Origin of the sequence: Neoaquamicrobium microcysteis (assembly GCF_008180155.1) — a bacterium.
Taxonomy (GTDB): domain Bacteria; phylum Pseudomonadota; class Alphaproteobacteria; order Rhizobiales; family Rhizobiaceae; genus Aerobium; species Aerobium microcysteis.
Window position 1 is genome coordinate 95,074 of the sequence record NZ_VSZS01000068.1, and the last position, 16,793, is coordinate 111,866.

General features: G+C 63.0%; 14 protein-coding genes and 1 tRNA gene. 11 read left to right on the forward strand and 4 right to left on the reverse strand.

Translation table 11 applies throughout. The features are described 5' to 3' along the window. Positions 1–7: 7 nt before the first annotated feature. Positions 8–2,362 carry a xanthine dehydrogenase family protein molybdopterin-binding subunit gene (locus FY036_RS21345; RefSeq protein WP_148916801.1) on the reverse strand — a complete coding sequence of 785 codons (2,355 nt, stop codon included), beginning with the start codon at positions 2,360–2,362 and terminating at the stop codon, positions 8–10. A gap of 114 nt (positions 2,363–2,476) precedes the next feature. Next, positions 2,477–2,977: a (2Fe-2S)-binding protein gene (locus FY036_RS21350; RefSeq protein ID WP_148916802.1), complete on the reverse strand. Its 501-nt coding sequence runs from the start codon at positions 2,975–2,977 to the stop codon at positions 2,477–2,479. Between the two features lie 254 nt (positions 2,978–3,231). Between FY036_RS21350 and FY036_RS21355 the strand changes: the two genes are divergently transcribed. The 10 genes from FY036_RS21355 (at position 3,232) to FY036_RS21400 (ending at position 14,013) form a co-directional block, all read left to right on the forward strand. After that, positions 3,232–3,307, forward strand: a tRNA-Thr gene (locus tag FY036_RS21355). Positions 3,308–3,394: 87 nt separating this feature from the next. Further along, positions 3,395–3,649 carry a hypothetical protein gene (locus FY036_RS21360; protein ID WP_201744830.1) on the forward strand — a complete coding sequence of 85 codons (255 nt, stop codon included), beginning with the start codon at positions 3,395–3,397 and terminating at the stop codon, positions 3,647–3,649. A gap of 295 nt (positions 3,650–3,944) precedes the next feature. Then, entirely contained in the window at positions 3,945–4,988 is a 1,044-nt protein-coding gene (locus FY036_RS21365; protein ID WP_148916803.1) for an AbrB family transcriptional regulator, read from the forward strand. 343 nt (positions 4,989–5,331) lie between these two features. Then, positions 5,332–6,906, forward strand: coding sequence for an ABC transporter substrate-binding protein (locus FY036_RS21370; RefSeq protein WP_148916804.1), 1,575 nt, complete (start codon positions 5,332–5,334; stop codon positions 6,904–6,906). A gap of 184 nt (positions 6,907–7,090) precedes the next feature. After that, entirely contained in the window at positions 7,091–8,074 is a 984-nt protein-coding gene (locus FY036_RS21375; RefSeq protein WP_148916805.1) for an ABC transporter permease, read from the forward strand. Positions 8,075–8,076: 2 nt separating this feature from the next. Further along, positions 8,077–9,045, forward strand: coding sequence for an ABC transporter permease (locus FY036_RS21380; RefSeq protein ID WP_148916806.1), 969 nt, complete (start codon positions 8,077–8,079; stop codon positions 9,043–9,045). A 4-nt stretch (positions 9,046–9,049) separates the two neighbouring features. Further along, positions 9,050–10,033, forward strand: a complete 984-nt coding sequence (locus tag FY036_RS21385; RefSeq protein ID WP_148916807.1) for an ABC transporter ATP-binding protein — start codon at positions 9,050–9,052, stop codon at positions 10,031–10,033. Then, positions 10,030–11,025: an ABC transporter ATP-binding protein gene (locus tag FY036_RS21390; RefSeq protein WP_148916808.1), complete on the forward strand. Its 996-nt coding sequence runs from the start codon at positions 10,030–10,032 to the stop codon at positions 11,023–11,025. Before FY036_RS21385 ends, FY036_RS21390 begins: the two co-directional genes overlap by 4 nt. A gap of 79 nt (positions 11,026–11,104) precedes the next feature. Beyond that, positions 11,105–11,659 carry a DUF924 family protein gene (locus FY036_RS21395; protein WP_148916809.1) on the forward strand — a complete coding sequence of 185 codons (555 nt, stop codon included), beginning with the start codon at positions 11,105–11,107 and terminating at the stop codon, positions 11,657–11,659. A gap of 158 nt (positions 11,660–11,817) precedes the next feature. Next, entirely contained in the window at positions 11,818–14,013 is a 2,196-nt protein-coding gene (locus tag FY036_RS21400) for a long-chain-fatty-acid--CoA ligase (RefSeq protein WP_148916810.1), read from the forward strand. 79 nt (positions 14,014–14,092) lie between these two features. Here the strand turns inward: FY036_RS21400 and FY036_RS21405 are convergent, their stop codons facing one another. Further along, positions 14,093–14,545 (reverse strand): CoxG family protein, encoded by a 453-nt coding sequence (locus FY036_RS21405; protein ID WP_148916811.1) that lies wholly within the window; start codon positions 14,543–14,545, stop codon positions 14,093–14,095. A gap of 92 nt (positions 14,546–14,637) precedes the next feature. Here FY036_RS21405 and FY036_RS21410 point away from each other — a divergent pair, with 92 nt between their 5' ends. After that, positions 14,638–16,437 (forward strand): IlvD/Edd family dehydratase, encoded by a 1,800-nt coding sequence (locus FY036_RS21410; protein ID WP_148916812.1) that lies wholly within the window; start codon positions 14,638–14,640, stop codon positions 16,435–16,437. Positions 16,438–16,497: 60 nt separating this feature from the next. Here the strand turns inward: FY036_RS21410 and FY036_RS21415 are convergent, their stop codons facing one another. Then, a complete protein-coding gene (locus FY036_RS21415) occupies positions 16,498–16,701 on the reverse strand; it encodes a DUF1059 domain-containing protein (RefSeq protein WP_148916813.1) in 204 nt (67 codons plus the stop codon). Between the last annotated feature and the right edge of the window lie 92 nt (positions 16,702–16,793).

Here is a 16,793-nt window from a genome sequence, read left to right on the forward strand (position 1 = left end):
TGCCTCCTCAGTGCTTCGTCGCGGCGTGAAGAGCCTTCCACACCGTCTGCGGCGTGGCGGGCATCGTCAGGTCGTTGTTGCCGATGGCATTCGTGATGGCGTTGATGACGGCCGGTGGCGAGCCGATCGCGCCCGCCTCGCCGCATCCCTTGATGCCGAGCGGATTGCCCGGGCAAGGCGTGTTCTGGTGCGAGACGCTGAATGATGGCAGGTCATCGGCGCGCGGCATGGTGTAGTCCATGTAGCTTGCCGTAAGCAGCTGGCCGGAAGCCGGATCGTAGCTGGTGCCTTCCAGAAGCGCCTGGCCGATGCCCTGCGCGATGCCGCCATGCACCTGTCCCTCGACGATCATCGGATTGATGATGTTGCCGAAATCGTCGGCCGCCACGAACTGGACGATTTCGGTCACACCCGTATCGGGATCGACCTCGACCTCGCAAATGTAGCAGCCGGCGGGGAAGGTGAAGTTGGTCGGATCGTAGAACGCGCCTTCCTTCAGGCCCGGCTCCATGCCGCCCGGCAGGTTGTGGGCGGTGTAGGCGGCAAGTGCCAGCTGGAACCACGGCACCGATTTGTCGGTGCCCGCCACCTTGCATTCGCCGTTTTCGATGACGATGTCGCCTTCGTCGGCTTCCATCAAATGGGCCGCGATCTTCTTGGCTTTGGCCTCGACCTTGTCGAGCGCCTTGACGATGGCAGACATGCCGACCGCGCCCGAGCGCGAACCGTAAGTACCCATGCCCATCTGTACCTTGTCGGTGTCGCCATGGACGATCGAGACGCTATCGATGGGCACGCCGAAGCGATCGGATACGAGCTGCGAGAACGTGGTTTCGTGGCCCTGTCCGTGGCTGTGAGAGCCGGTCAGCACCTCGATCGTGCCGACCGCATTGACCCGAACCTCGGCCGATTCCCACAGGCCGACACCGGCGCCGAGAGAACCAACCGCTGCCGAAGGCGCGATGCCGCAGGCCTCGATGTAGCAGCTCATGCCAATACCGCGCAGCTTGCCGGCCTTCTTCGCTTTTTCGCGGCGTTTCTCGAAGCCAGCGTAATCCGCTGCTTTCATTGCCGCTTCCAGCGAAGCCTCATAGTCGCCGGCGTCGTAGGCCATGATGACCGGCGTCTGATACGGGAACTCGCGGATGAAGTTCTTGCGGCGCAGCTCGGCCGGCGAGACACCAAGCTCCCGTGCAGCCGTTTCCACAACGCGTTCAAGCAGATAGGTCGCTTCGGGACGCCCAGCTCCGCGATACGCGTCAACTGGTGCTGTATTGGTATACACGGCTCGCACATTGGCATGAATAGCCGAGATTGCATATTGGCCCGAAAGCAGCGTTGCGTAGAGATAAGTGGGCACGGAAGAGGAGAAAAGCGACATGTAAGCGCCGAAATTGGCGATTGTGTCTACTTTCAACCCTATCATCCGATGTTTGTCATCAAAGGCAAGCTCAACCTCGGTTACGTGGTCGCGGCCGTGGGCATCCGTGAGGAAGCTCTCGGTGCGGTCTGCCACCCACTTGACCGGCACGCCCGCCTTCTTCGAAGCCCACAGGCAGACGATCTCTTCGGGGTAGATGAAAATCTTCGAGCCGAAGCCGCCACCAACGTCCGGCGCGATCACGCGGAGCTTGTTTTCCGGCGCGACGTTATAGAACGCGCTCATGACGAGGCGCGCGACGTGGGGGTTCTGGCTCGTCGTCCAGCAGGTGTAGTGGTCCTCTGCCTTGTCGTAGTGGCCGAGTGCCGCGCGCGGCTCCATGGCGTTGGGGACCAGCCGGTTGTTGACGATGTGCATCTTCGTCACATGCGCGGCATTTGCGATGGCCGCTTCGGTGGCAGCCCTGTCGCCCAGCTCCCAGTCGTAGATCAGGTTGCCGTCGGCTTCGGGATGAAGCTGCGGCGCGCCCTTCTTCAGGGCATCGACGGCCGAGGTGACGGCCTTCCTCTCCTTGTAGGTGACCTCGACGGCTTCGGCTGCATCGCGCGCCTGCCCCCTGGTTTCGGCCACGACGATCGCGACGGCATCGCCGACATAGCGGACGCGATCGACCGCCAGCGGCGACCATGCGCCCATCTTCATCGGAGTGCCGTCCTTGGAATGGACCATCCAGCCGCAGATGAGGTTGCCGATGCCGTCGGCCTTGAGCTGCTTGCCGGTGAGAACAGCGATGACCCCGGGCATCGCCTCTGCCGCCTTCGTGTCGATCTTCTTCACGTCTGCGTGCGCGTGGGGCGAACGCACAAAGGCCGCATGCTTCATGCCCGGCACGACCATGTCGTCGACATAGCGGCCGGAACCGGTGATGAATCTCTTGTCTTCCTTGCGCGCAACCCGTGCGCCGATGCCTTCAACTCCCATGGAAGTTCTCCTCCAGAACGTCAGGGTGAAACGTGAATGGTGAACAGTGACTGGCGCATGACGGCCGAGGTTGCGTAAGGCACCCCCCGGATCGGCCATTCATCCTCCACCCGCTCAGGCAGCCTTCTTCGTCTTGCCCTTTCCGGCCTTGGCCATGGTCTTCGACGCGGCAAGGATGGCCTTGACGATGTTATGGTAGCCGGTGCAGCGGCAGATGTTGCCTTCCAGTTCGGCGCGCACGGTCGCTTCGTCCAGCCCTTCGGGATGGCGACGGATCATGTCGGTCGCAGCCATGATCATTCCCGGCGTGCAGAACCCGCACTGGAGGCCGTGATGCTCCTTGAAGGCGGCCTGCACGGGATGCAGATCGGCGCCGTCAGCCAGGCCCTCGATGGTGACGATGTCGGCACCCGAAGCCTGCGCGGCCAGAATTGAACACGACTTGATCGCCTTGCCGTCCATATGGACGACACAGGCTCCGCACTGCGAGGTGTCACAGCCGACATGGGTTCCCGTCAGCCCCAAATGCTCGCGCAGGTAGTGCACGAGCAGGGTGCGGTCCTCCACCGCGCCCGATACTTTCCGGCCATTCACGACCATCGCCACTTCCGACATGAATCTCCTCCAGATCACTGTCCCGCCACCCCCTCGCGGGGCCGGCACGAGGCAGACTGTAACGCAGCGTCATCAGGAGTCCATGGGGGAGGCAGCCCGACCGCGCCACCTCCCGAGAGTGTTACCGACGGGCGGCCCGGCGCATCAGAAGATTTCCGGGCGCCTTGCGAAATCGGCAATCGGACGCTTGTCTTTGGCGAACAATAGCGCTATCACGCGCGCACTTTTCAGGGGTGCGCAACGCACCGCCGGTAGCCGCTTTAGCTCAGTTGGTAGAGCACATCATTCGTAATGATGGGGTCAGGTGTTCGAGTCACCTAAGCGGCACCATTCCTTTTTCCACCATTCGCTTTCTGGCAACCCCTTCGGCGGGCGCACGTTTAACGTTGCGGCGCAACTGCAAACGGAACGGGTTTCATGAAAGCACTTCTCGGCCTAGTCATCCTGACGCTATCGGCCTGCGCGCAGAGCACCCCGCCCCAACAAGCCGGCGACCGCCCGCAGGACGAAGTGCCGAACCAGCAGACACTTGCCAACGGCGACCGGCAGTACGGGTTCGAGAACGGCTGCGTCATCGTGCTCGAGCCGCGGCGCGCGGTAGTCAGATCGGAAGGACCTGGCTGCGAACTTTATCAGCGCGATATAGCGCTGCTCTATGCGTCGGCAGATTAAGACGCACTCCAACGCCGTCGGTCGCGGCTCGCGCATGCTTCGCCGGGGACGGTCATCGATGGTTCAATGTTGCAATCCGACTGGCCTTTTCGCCCGCATGGTGGAAGGCGTTTCGCCTACGAATACGCGCTGTTCGAATGACACTCGTGCCAGCCGGCCGACTTGTGGTTCGACGGTGAAGGGAGTTAGATCGCCTGCCGGTTGTAGACGGCATCTCCACAAGCGCGCATGAAAATGTTGCGATCTCCGATAGCATCCTGCGGAAGGCTAGAATGACCGCTGCCAGCATCATCCCATGAGGGCCCTCGCCGCCTGGGGCGTGCTGATAGTTCTTTCGGCCATGCTTTTCGGCCTGCTGGAATGGGCCGATCTGCCGGCGGCCATGCTGATCGGCACCATGGTCGCCGGTATCGTCGTGGGCGTGCGCGGCGGGAAGATATCCGTTTCGCCTCTTGCGTTCGGAGCCGCGCAGTCGATGGTGGGGTGCCTGATCGCAGCATCGCTGACGCCGGCGATCCTTCCCGTCTTCATGGCCGAATGGCACCTGTTCGTGCTTTCGATCCTTGCGACCGTCGCGGCCAGCAGCGCGCTGGGCTGGATGATAAGCCGGTGGAAGGTGCTGCCGGGGACGGTCGGCGTTTGGGGTTCGGCACCCGGTGCGGCAACCGCGATGGTGCTGATGGCAGGGGCCTTCGGGGCCGACCAGCGGCTCGTCGCCTTTATGCAGTATCTGCGTGTCATCATGGTGAGCGTGGGAGCGGCGCTGGTGGCGCGGCTGTGGGTGGATACGGGCGACGTGGCCCTGCCCGACCCAGTCTGGTTTCCGCCCCTTGACCCGCACGGCTTCGGCCTGACGCTCGGCGTGGCCGTTGCGGGCACCGTCATTGGCTGGATCGTACGACTGCCCTCGCCTCATTTTCTGGGGCCGCTGGTGCTCGGCTCGATAGCGCATCTGGCGTTTGGCCTCGAACTCCAGATACCGCATTGGCTGATGATGCTCAGCTTTGCCGTGGTGGGCTGGGCCATAGGGCTGCAGTTCCGCAGCGAGACACTGCGCCACGCGGCCCGCGCGCTGCCGCAGGTGGTGCTGTCTATACTGGCACTGATGGTGTTTTGCGGCGCCATCGCCTTCGTGCTGGCCCATGAGATGGGCATCGACCCGCTGACCGCCTATCTGGCTACCAGCCCCGGCGGAATGGACACCGTGGCGATCATTGCTGCCGCCACGCACAGCGTGGATGTGTCGTTCGTGATGACGATGCAGGCGCTGCGGTTCGTGTTCGTGCTGGTGATGGGGCCATCGATCGCGCGGGCAGTGGCGAGGCTGGTCAAGACATAGCGGCGGCTTGTCCCGCTGCCGGCAAAACAAACGCGGCGCAACAACGTTGCGCGTATCCTGCCGACCGCAACCCTTTATTTCAGGATTGAAACATCGAGCGCAAGAAGCGCGAAAACGGCGTTATAGATGGCACCTCTTCTATGCCGTCCCCGCCCTTTTAGAGCGCATTTTAAATAACCAAAATCAATTACTTACCCTGGGTCAGCATCGCCATGGTTGCGGCCGAAAATGGGCGCTTTTCAAACACGATCCCCTCCCTTATGGTACGCCCCCAATCGTGGGCGGGCGAAGGCCCTCACGGGGAACAGTGAAAAACAAACAAACAAAGCTTTTGGGAGCTACCATGCGAAAACTACTTATCACCGCGAGCATGCTCGCGCTGGGCGCCGCTGTGATGCCGGCGTCGGCCGAGACTGTTCGCTGGGCTCGCGCGTCCGACGCGCTGACGCTCGATCCGCACTCGCAGAACCAGGGCGTGACCCACAACTTCAACCACCACATCTACGAGACGCTGCTGAACCGCGACGTCGAGGGCAACCTCGTTCCGCGCCTGGCGACCGAGTGGTTCGTGAAGGAAGACGATCCGACCGTGTGGGTGTTCAAGCTGCGTGAGGGCGTGAAGTTCCACGGCGGCGAAGACTTCACCGCCGAGGACGTCGTGTTCTCGCTCGACCGCGCGCGCACCGAAAAGTCCAACATGCGCCAGCTGCATGCCGACGTGGAGTCGGTGTCGGCTGTGGACGACCTGACCGTCGAAGTGAAGATGAAGGGCCCGTCGCCGCTTTATCCGAACAACGTGACCAACACCTTCATCATGGACAAGGGCTGGTCGGAAGAGAACGACGTAGTCGAGGTGCAGGACTTTGCTGCCGGCGAGGACAACTACGCCGTGCGCAACACCAACGGCACCGGTCCCTACGTGCTGACCTCGCGCGAGCCCGACGTGCGCTCGGTGCTGACCGCGTTCGACGGCCACTGGGCCGAGGCGCCGGACGTGACCGAAATCATCTACCTGCCGATCCGCGAGAACGCGACCCGCGTTGCAGCGCTGCTCTCGGGCGAAGTCGATCTCGTCCAGGACGTGCCGGTGCAGGACATCGAGCGCCTGAGCGCAACCGATGGTGTGAAGGTCAACACCGGACCGGAAAACCGCATCATCTACTTCGGCTACAAGTTCGGCGACGAGCCGCTGAAGTCGTCCAACATCACCGACAAGAACCCCTTCAACGACCCGAAGGTGCGCGAGGCGATGGAGCTGGCGATCGACCGTGAGGCGATCCAGCGTGTCGTGATGCGCGGCCAGTCGGTGCCGGCCGGCGTCGCGACCCCGCCCTTCGTCAATGGCTGGACGCCGGAACTCGACGCCTACCCGGCGCCGGACGTGGAGAAGGCCAAGGCGCTGCTGGCCGAAGCCGGTTACGCAGATGGCTTCACCGTGACGCTCGACACCCCGAACGACCGCTACGTCAACGACGAGGCGATCAGCCAGGCCGTCGTCGGTATGCTCGGCCAGATCGGCATCCGCGTGACGCTGGCTTCGCGCCCGGTGGCGCAGCACTCGCCGATCATCCTGGCAAACGACACGGACTTCTACCTGCTGGGCTGGGGCGTTCCGACCTTCGATTCGGCCTACATCTTCAACGATCTGGTCCACACCAAGGACGGCAACTACGGCGCCTACAATGTGGGCCTGTATTCCAACCCGGACCTCGACACGAAGATCCAGTCGCTGGGCACCGAGACCGACCTGGACAAGCGCAATGCGACTGTCGCGGAGATTTGGGAAGTGGTGAAGGCAGACCGCGTCCTGCTGCCGATCCACAACCAGGTTCTGGCCTACGCGATGAAGGAAGGTCTCGACCTGCCCGTTCATCCGGAAAACCAGCCGCTGCTGAACGAACTCAAAGTCGGCGAATAATCTGACACGCACCATCTGGCCCGCTGCGCTTTGCGCGGCGGGCCATTTTCGATAGCATCCCGTCCGCATGCGGCAGACGGTTCCAGGCTGCGTGGCACTGCCGCGCGGCCTGTTGGCCTACGTCGCATCCGGCGCAGCCCATCGCGCGCCACCCAGGGATCGTGCCCATCCGGGGACCTTAGCCATGCTAGCCTTCATTCTACGGCGGCTCGCCCAGTCCATCGTCGTCATGCTGGTCGTTGCCCTCATATCCTTCATGCTGTTCCGCTATGTCGGCGATCCGATCGCTTCCATGCTGGGGCAGGAATCGCGCCTTTCCGACATCGAGGAACTGCGCCAGCGGCTCGGCCTGAACGATCCGTTCTACATCCAATTCGCCCGCTTCATCGCCAATGCGGTGCAGGGCGAGTTCGGCATTTCCTACCGGCTGCAGCAGCCGGTGAGCGAACTCATCATGACGCGCCTGCCGGCGACCATCGAGCTGGCCTTCACGTCGGCGCTGATCGCGCTGGTGTTCGGCATCACGCTGGGCGTCTTCACTGCGCTGAAGCCGAAGAGTTTCGCAACCGCGGCGATCATGACACTGTCGCTGGTCGGCGTTTCGCTGCCGACCTTCCTGATCGGCATCGGCCTGATCTACATCTTCGCGGTGGAGCTGCAATGGCTACCCTCGTTCGGACGTGGAGAGGTCGTCGACCTGGGATGGTGGCGAACGGGCCTGCTGACTGAATCGGGCAGGCGCTCGCTGATCCTTCCTGCGATCACGCTGTCGCTGTTCCAGCTCACGCTCATTATGCGCCTCGTGCGCGCCGAGATGCTGGAAGTGCTGCGCGCAGACTACATCCGCTTCGCCAAGGCCAGGGGCCTGTCGCAACGTGCGATCAATTTCGGCCACGCGCTGAAGAACACGCTGGTGCCCGTCATCACTATCACGGGCCTGCAGCTCGGCTCGGTCATCGCATTCGCGATCGTCACCGAAACGGTCTTCCAGTGGCCGGGCGTCGGTTCGCTGTTCATCAACTCCGTGCAGGTTGTCGACGTGCCGGTGATGGCGGCCTACCTGATGTTCATCGCCTTCGTCTTCGTCGTCATCAACCTGATCGTCGATATCCTCTACTACGCCGTCGATCCGCGCCTGCGGGTGCACTCCATCGGCGCGGGGAAATAGCCATGTCCGCACAAGACAATCTCACCGCACCCACGGCAGCGCCCGTGGCACCCAAGCCGCCGTCCAGGCTCTATCGCATCTGGGACTCCGACGTTTTCTACTCGTTCCGGCGGTCGCCAGTCACGATCGTGGCGGCGATCGTCACTGTCACGATGCTGCTGGCGGCGCTGTTTGCGCCGTGGATCGCGCCCTACAACCCGTTCAACCCGGCAAGCCTAAACCTCATGGACGGCTTCACGCCGCCGATGACGGAATCGATGATGGGCAACTTTTTCGTGCTGGGCAGCGACCATCAGGGCCGCGACGTGCTGTCTACCATCCTTTACGGCAGCCGCGTCTCGATCTTCGTGGGGCTTTCGGCCACGCTGTTCGCGATGACGCTGGGCGTGTCGCTCGGGCTGGCCGCCGGCTATCTTGGCGGTACGACCGACAGCGTCATCATGCGCATCGCCGACATCCAGCTTTCGTTCCCGGCGATCCTGATCGCGCTGCTGATCTTCGGCGTGGCGCGCGGCATCATTCCGCCCAGCCGACAGGAGAGCATGGCGATCTACGTGCTGATCGTCGCCATCGGCCTGTCGAACTGGGCGCAGTTCGCGCGTACGGTGCGCGGTGCAACGATGGTGGAGCGGCAGAAGGACTACGTGTCGGCCGCCCGCATCATGGGCGTGCACCCGCTGGCGATCCTCATCCGCCATGTGCTGCCGAACGTCACCGGTCCGGTGCTGGTCATCGGTACGATCGGGTTGGCGCTGGCCATCATCGAGGAAGCGACGTTGTCGTTCCTGGGTGTGGGCGTGCCGCCGACCCAGCCGTCGCTGGGAACGCTGATCCGCATCGGCCAGCAGTTCCTGTTCTCGGGCGAATGGTGGATCCTGCTCTTCCCCGCCATCACGCTCGTCATGCTCGCACTCGCGGTCAACCTGCTGGGCGACTGGCTGCGCGACGCGCTCAACCCGCGGCTGAGGTAGGACCATGACCGAACCCGTTCTTTCGGTCAGGAACCTGACCGTCGAGTTCCCCACGCGCCGCGGCACGCTGACGGCGATCGACAACATCTCTTTCGACATCGCGCCCGGCGAAGTGCTGGGCGTGGTGGGCGAATCGGGCGCAGGCAAGTCGATGACCAGCGCCGCGGTCATCGGCCTGATCGAACCGCCCGGCCGCATCGCAGGTGGCGAGATCAAGCTGAACGGCAAGCGCATCGACAATTTGTCGGAAAAGGAGACGCGCAAGATCCGCGGCAAGAAGATCGGCGTGATCTTCCAGGACCCGCTGACCTCGCTCAACCCGCTCTACCGGGTGTCGCAGCAGCTGATCGAGACCATCCGCACGCATCTCCCGCTTTCGGAAGCCGATGCGCGCAAGCGGGCGATTTCGCTGCTGGACGAGGTGGGCATCCCCGCCGCCGCCCGGCGCATCGACGACTATCCGCACCAGTTCTCGGGCGGCATGCGCCAGCGTGTCGTTATCGCGCTGGCTCTGTGCGCGGAACCCGACCTGGTGATCGCCGACGAGCCGACAACGGCGCTGGACGTGTCGGTGCAGGCGCAGATCATCGAGGTGATGAAGAAGCTCTGTGCAGAGCGCGGCGCGGCCATCATGCTCATCACCCACGACATGGGCGTGATTGCCGAGACGGCGGATCGCGTTGCGGTGATGTATGCCGGGCGCATCGCGGAGATCGGCCCGGTGCGTGACGTCATCAAGGATGCCAAGCATCCCTACACGAGCGGGCTGATGGGATCGATCCCGTCGCTGACCAGCGACCTCGAACGGCTCGTGCAGATACCGGGCTCGATGCCGCGGCTGTCGGCGATTCCCAAGGGCTGCGCCTTCAACCCGCGCTGCCCGCAGGTATTCGATCGCTGCCGCGTCGAGCGGCCCGACCCGCTCGACGTCGGCGACCGCAAGGTGGCCTGCTGGCTTTATGACGACCGCAAGGAGCAGGCCGCATGAGCGCGCCCCTTCTCGAAGTAAGGAACCTGTCGCGCCGCTTCGACGTATCGAAGCCGTGGCTGAACCGCGTGATCGAGCGCACCGACAAGGTCTATCTCAAGGCCGTCGACAACGTGTCGTTCTCGATCAACAAGGGCGAGACGCTGGCACTGGTGGGTGAATCGGGCTCGGGCAAATCCACCATCGCGCGGCTGATCGTCGGGCTGCTGGACCCGAGCGAAGGCGAAATCCTGTTCGAGGGCAAGTCGCTCTCGGCGGGCCTGCAAGGGGCGGAAGCGAGACGGCTGCGTCGCAAGTTCCAGATGATTTTCCAGGACCCGTTCGCCAGCCTTAATGCGCGCTGGCGGGTCTCGGACATCATCGCAGAACCGCTCAAGGTGTTCGAGCGCGGGCTTTCCTCGCTCGACCGGCGCAGGCGTGTGGGCGAACTTCTGGAACTTGTCGGCATGTCGGCGGAGGACGGGATCAAGTTCCCGCACCAGTTTTCCGGCGGCCAGCGGCAGCGCATCGCCATTGCGCGTGCGCTCGCATCCAAGCCGGAGTTCATCGTCTGCGACGAGCCGACATCGGCGCTGGACGTGTCCGTGCAGGCGCAGATCCTGAACCTGATGAAGGATCTGCAGAACGAGTTCGGCCTGACCTACCTGTTCATCAGCCACGACCTGTCGGTGGTGCGCCACATGGCTAACAGGATCGGCGTGCTGTATCTCGGGCGTCTCGCCGAGGTGGCGGAATCGAAGACGCTGTTCCTCCAGCCCAAGCATCCATACACGCGCATGCTGCTGGATGCGGTGCCCGATCTTGAGATGACCGGGCGCAAGCGCAAAAGGGTGGAGGGGGAAATACCGAACCCGATCGATCCGCCGTCCGGTTGCGCTTTCCATCCGCGTTGCCCGTTCATCTTCGACCGATGCAAAGCGGAGATACCGGCCCTGCTGGAGAACGGCATCAGCCAGACGGCTTGTCACGCGGTTGAGGAAAGGCGAATCTAGACCCATATAGACCGCAGCGAAATTCGGATCGGGCGCGGTGTTGATCCGCGCCCGATTCACGAGTGAAGGAGGGATCGCCATGACGAATGAAAACTGGGTCGAAGAAGTTCTGGACTTCTGGTTCAAGGAACTGACCCATGAGGAACGGTTTGGCGGAGCGGCGGAAACCGACGAGAAGATACGCAGCCGCTTCGGCGCGCTTTACGACAGGCTCAAGGCCGACTTCCGCCTGGATAGCGTGGCGGATGCCCGGACGGCACTGGCCGCGATCATCGTGTTCGACCAGTTTCCGCGCAACATCTTCCGCAGGACGCCGGCCGCCTTCGGCACCGATGACCTTGCACTGGGCATCGCCCGGCGCGCATTGGAAAACGGTTTCGACCATGAGGTCGAACCGGAATCAAAGTCGTTCTTCTATATGCCGTTCATGCATTCTGAGGTTACGGCGGACCAGGAACGCTGTGTCGACCTCTTCCGCGCGCTCGGCGCCGAGGAAGGGTTGAAATACGCTATCGAGCATCGCGACATCGTCGCGCAATATGGACGCTTTCCTCACCGCAACAGGGTGCTGGGCCGTGACAGCACGACCTCCGAGATCGAATTTCTGAAGGGCCACGGAGGCTATGGGCAATAGAACGCACCTTGCGCGCAAACCTTGCGCGCAACGCGTTTGTCGCACTAGATAGAAATACCAAGCGGGGATGCATCCAAGCGCCGGCCAGGCAGTTTGATTGTAGGAACGCGCGTCCATAGGCGCGGGCAGTCCCCGGATATCGAGGAGGAGAACCAGACGTGGCCAAAACACCGGCGAAACCAGCTTCCGCAAAGAAGACCAACCCAACCAGCGCTGCAAAGAAAGAACCGGCTACCAAGGCCGCACCAAAGGCGGCTGAAAAGCCGACGAAGGCCGCAGCCACGAAACCTGCCGCCAAGGCACCTGCCACGGCCAAGGCCAAAGCTGCAGCAAAGCCGGCTGTAGCCAAGACACCAGCAAAGACGGCGGCGGCAAAGCCTGCCGCGACCTCCAAATCGACAGCGCCCAAGGCAGCGGCAAAGCCGGCTGCCAAGGTGACCTCCAAGCCGGCAGCGAAGGCCGAGGCTGCAACCACGCCTAAGGCAGCTTCCAAGCCTGCCCCCAAGAAGACCGCGCCGGCGAAGGAGGCAGCTCCCGCCAAGGCGGCCGCGCCGAAGACGGCTTCGAAGGCTGCCGCCAAGCCGGCCAGCAGCAAAGCCGCGCCTGCCAAAGCTGCCGTAGCGAAGCCTGCCGCCCCGAAGCCCACAACGGCCAAGGCTGCAGCCGCGAAAGCGGCAACGGCGAAGGCCGCCGCGTCAAGGCCGTGGCTTGCCACCTACCCTGAGGTGGTGAAGCACGAGATCGGGCCGATCGAGGATGCATCGATCGGCGACATGATGGTGAAAGCCTGCGCGACCTTTGCCACGCGCCCCGCCTTCACCTCAATGGGCAAGTCGATCACCTTCGCCGAACTCGAGGAGCAATCGAAGCATCTCGCCGCCTATTTCCAGTCCAAGGGGCTGAAGAAGGGTGCGCGCGTCGCGATCATGATGCCGAACGTGCTTCAATACCCCGTCACGCTGATGGCGGTGCTGCGGGCGGGCTATACGGTCGTCAACGTGAACCCGCTCTACACGCCGCGCGAGCTCGAGCACCAGCTGAAGGATTCCGGCGCCGAAGCGATCGTTATCCTGGAAAACTTCGCCACGACCTTGCAAACCGTGCTGAACAAGACGCCGGTGAAGCATGTGGTGGTCGCATCCATGGGCGACATGCTCGGCCTCAAGGGCTTCCTCGTCAACCTGGTCGTGCGCCGGGTGAAGAAGATGGTTCCTGCGTGGTCGCTGCCCGGCCACGTCAAGTTCAACGACGCCGTCAAGGAAGGCCGCTCGAAGAGCTTCCGCAAGCCGGACGTCGACCTCGACGACATCGCCTTCCTGCAATACACAGGCGGCACGACCGGCGTGTCGAAGGGCGCGACGCTGCTTCATCGCAACGTCCTGGCCAACGTGGCGCAGAACGCGCTGTGGGTGGAGAGCGCCTATGTAAAGCGCAAGCGGCCCGACAGCCTCGTCTATGTCTGCGCGCTGCCGCTCTATCACATCTATGCGCTGACGGTGAACGCGCTGATGGGCATGCAACAGGGCGCGCAGAACATCTTGATCGCCAATCCGCGCGACATTCCAGCCTTCGTGAAAGAGCTGCAGAAGTATCCGGTGAACGTGTTCCCCGGCCTCAACACGCTGTTCAACGCACTGCTGAACAACGAGGACTTCCAGAAGCTCGATTTCAAGCCTCTGCTTCTGACGTTCGGCGGCGGCATGGCGGTGCAGAAGGCGGTGGCCGATCGCTGGAAGAAGCTGACAGGCATCACGATCTCGGAAGGCTACGGCCTGTCGGAGACATCTCCTGTGGCGACCGCCAACCCGTTCGACGCCGATGATTTCTCCGGCACGATCGGCCTGCCAATGCCGTCTACGGAGATCGTCATTCGCGGCGAGGACGGCAAGGATCTGCCCACCGGTGAGGTCGGCGAAATCCTCATCAAGGGCCCGCAGGTGATGGCCGGCTACTGGAATCGTCCCGACGAGACCGAAAAGGTCATGACCAAGGATGGGTTCTTCAAATCGGGCGACATGGGCTTCATGGACGCGCGGGGCCACGTGAAGATCGTGGACCGCAAGAAGGACATGATCCTCGTCTCGGGCTTCAACGTCTATCCCAACGAGATCGAGGACGTGATCGCCATGCACCCCGGCGTGCTGGAAGTCGCGGCTGTTGGCGTTGCCGATGAGAAGTCCGGCGAAGTGCCGAAGATCTTCGTGGTCAAGAAGGACGCGAACCTGACCGAGAAGGACCTGATCGACTTCTGCAAGGACAAGCTGACCGCCTACAAGCGGCCCAAGCATGTGGAGTTCCGCACAGAACTGCCGAAGACCAACGTCGGCAAGATCCTGCGACGCGAACTCAGGTAGGGACGGAAAACTCCAAGGGTCTCGGGGCGCTTCCGGCGCCCCGAACTTTTTGTGGAAGGGCTTCGGCAGCCAGGCTGCGTCAGCCGTTGCTTACCTTCTCGTTGAAGGACGAGAAGAACTGTCCGGCCAGTTTCTTGGAGGTGGACGTGATCAGCCGGCTGCCGAGCTGGGCGATCTTGCCGCCGACATCGGCTTTGGCCTCATAGGTGAGGACGGTTAGGTTCGGGCCGTCTTCCTTCAGCGTCACGTCGGCACCGCCTTTGGCGAAGCCGGCGATGCCGCCCTTGCCTTCGCCCTGAATGGTGTAGGAGTGAGGGGGCTTCAGGTTCTTCAGCTCGACTTGGCCGTTGAACTTGGCCTTGATCGGCCCGATCTTGAGCGTGACGACAGCCTCGAGCTCGGTGTCGGATTTCTTCTCCAGGCTCTCGCAGCCGGGGATGCATTGCTTGAGGATTTCGGGGTCGTTCAGCGCTTCCCAAACCCTGCCGATGGGAGCCTCGATGCGTTCCTCGCCTTCGATTATCATCGCCATAACCAAATTCCTCCCGCTTGCTGGCAACCGTGGTAGCGCAATGATGCGCGAGCATGCAATAACTGGCCCGCGCAGCGAAAGAGGGAAACGCGATGGCAGGCAACGCCAGCACAAGATTGAGGTCCCAGCAATGGTTCGACAACCCGGCTGACCCCGGGATGACCGCCCTGTATATCGAGCGGTACCTGAACTACGGCCTGACGCGCGAGGAGCTTCAATCCGGCAAGCCGATGATCGGCATCGCGCAGACCGGCTCGGACCTGTCGCCCTGCAACCGCCACCACATCGAGCTTGCCAAGCGCGTGCGCGAGGGCATCCGCGCGGCGGGCGGCGTGGTGTTCGAGTTTCCGGTTCACCCGATCCAGGAAACCGGCAAGCGCCCCACCGCCTCGCTCGACCGCAACCTCGCCTATCTCGGGCTCGTGGAAACGCTTTACGGCTATCCGCTGGACGGCGTGGTGCTGACGATCGGATGCGACAAGACCACGCCGGCGATGCTGATGGGGGCGGCAACCGTCAACATTCCTGCCATCGCACTCTCGGTCGGGCCGATGCTGAACGGCTGGCACAGGGGCGAGCGCACCGGATCCGGCACCATCGTGTGGAAGGCGCGCGAGATGCTGGCGGCAGGCGAGATCGACACTGCCGGCTTCATCGACCTGGTCGCCTCCTCCGCCCCGTCGGTCGGCTACTGCAACACGATGGGCACCGCCACCACCATGAATAGCCTGGCGGAAGCGTTGGGCATGCAACTGCCTGGGTCGGCTGCCATTCCGGCACCCTACCGCGAGCGCGGACAAATCGCCTACGAAACCGGCAAGCGCATCGTCGAGATGGTATGGGAGGACCTCAAGCCATCCGACATCATGACGCGTGAGGCGTTCGAGAACGCGATCGTCGTCAACTCGGCCATCGGCGGATCCACCAACGCGCCGATCCATCTCAATGCCATCGCGCGGCATCTGGGCGTTCCACTTGACAACGATGACTGGCAGGAGGTGGGGCACGACGTGCCGCTGCTGGTGAACCTGCAGCCTGCGGGCGAATATCTGGGCGAAGACTATCACCACGCCGGCGGCGTACCGGCGGTGGTGGCCGAACTGATGAAGGCCGGCATGCTGCCGCATCCCGAAGCCAGGACGGTGAACGGCAAAACTATCGGCGACAATTGCCGTGAGGTGGAAAACCTCGACACGAAGGTGATCCGGACGGTTGCGGACCCGCTGAAGAAACAGGCGGGTTTCATCAACCTCAAGGGCAACCTGTTCGACAGTGCGATCATGAAGACCAGCGTGATCTCGCCGGAGTTCCGCGAGCGCTATTTGTCGAACCCCGCAGACCCGGAAGCGTTCGAGGGTAAGGCTGCCGTGTTCGACGGGCCGGAAGACTACCATGCCCGCATCGACGACCCGGCCGAGGGTATCGACGAACACACCATCCTGTTCATGCGCGGGACGGGGCCGGTCGGCTATCCGGGGGCGGCCGAGGTGGTGAACATGCAGCCGCCGGCCTACCTCATCAAGAAGGGTGTGCACTCCCTGCCCTGCATCGGCGACGGGCGGCAGTCCGGTACTTCGGGCTCACCCTCCATCCTCAACGCCTCGCCTGAGGCGGCTGTGGGTGGCGGGCTGGCGCTGGTGAAGACCGGCGACCGGGTGCGCATCGACCTCAAGAAGGGGACGGCGGACATATTGATCTCCGACGAGGAGCTTTCTACCCGGCGCGCGGCGCTGGTGAGCGCGGGAGGCTATGCGTTCCCGGACCATCAGACGCCATGGCAGGAAATCCAGCGCGGCATGGTCGACCAGCTATCGGCCGGCATGGTGCTGAAACCTGCGGTGAAATATCAGCGCGTCGCGCAGGAAAAAGGCCTGCCGCGCAACAATCACTGACGCGCGTCACGAGATTGTGCATGGCCGCGCGGTTGCGGCGCGGCCATGCCGGTCAAAGCTCTATGCCACCGTCAGCGGCGGCGTTCCCTGATGGATGGCGCTCCTGACCTCCTTACGGAAGGCGGGCGTATCGTGTTCGCCGTGCACGGCGACTGCGTGCTGTACGGCGGCGTTCACAAGTTCTTCCTCATCGTCAGCCGAAATCGCGACGGTGCACTTCATTTCGCTGGGGAATTCACGGCAGTCTATATATTTGCGCGCCATGATGAGCCTCCCTGCTCGGCGCCAACCCCGCCTCGGTGCATGATACTCCTGTCGCGATGGCCCGTCACATGGATTGCAAAACCCTCATCGAA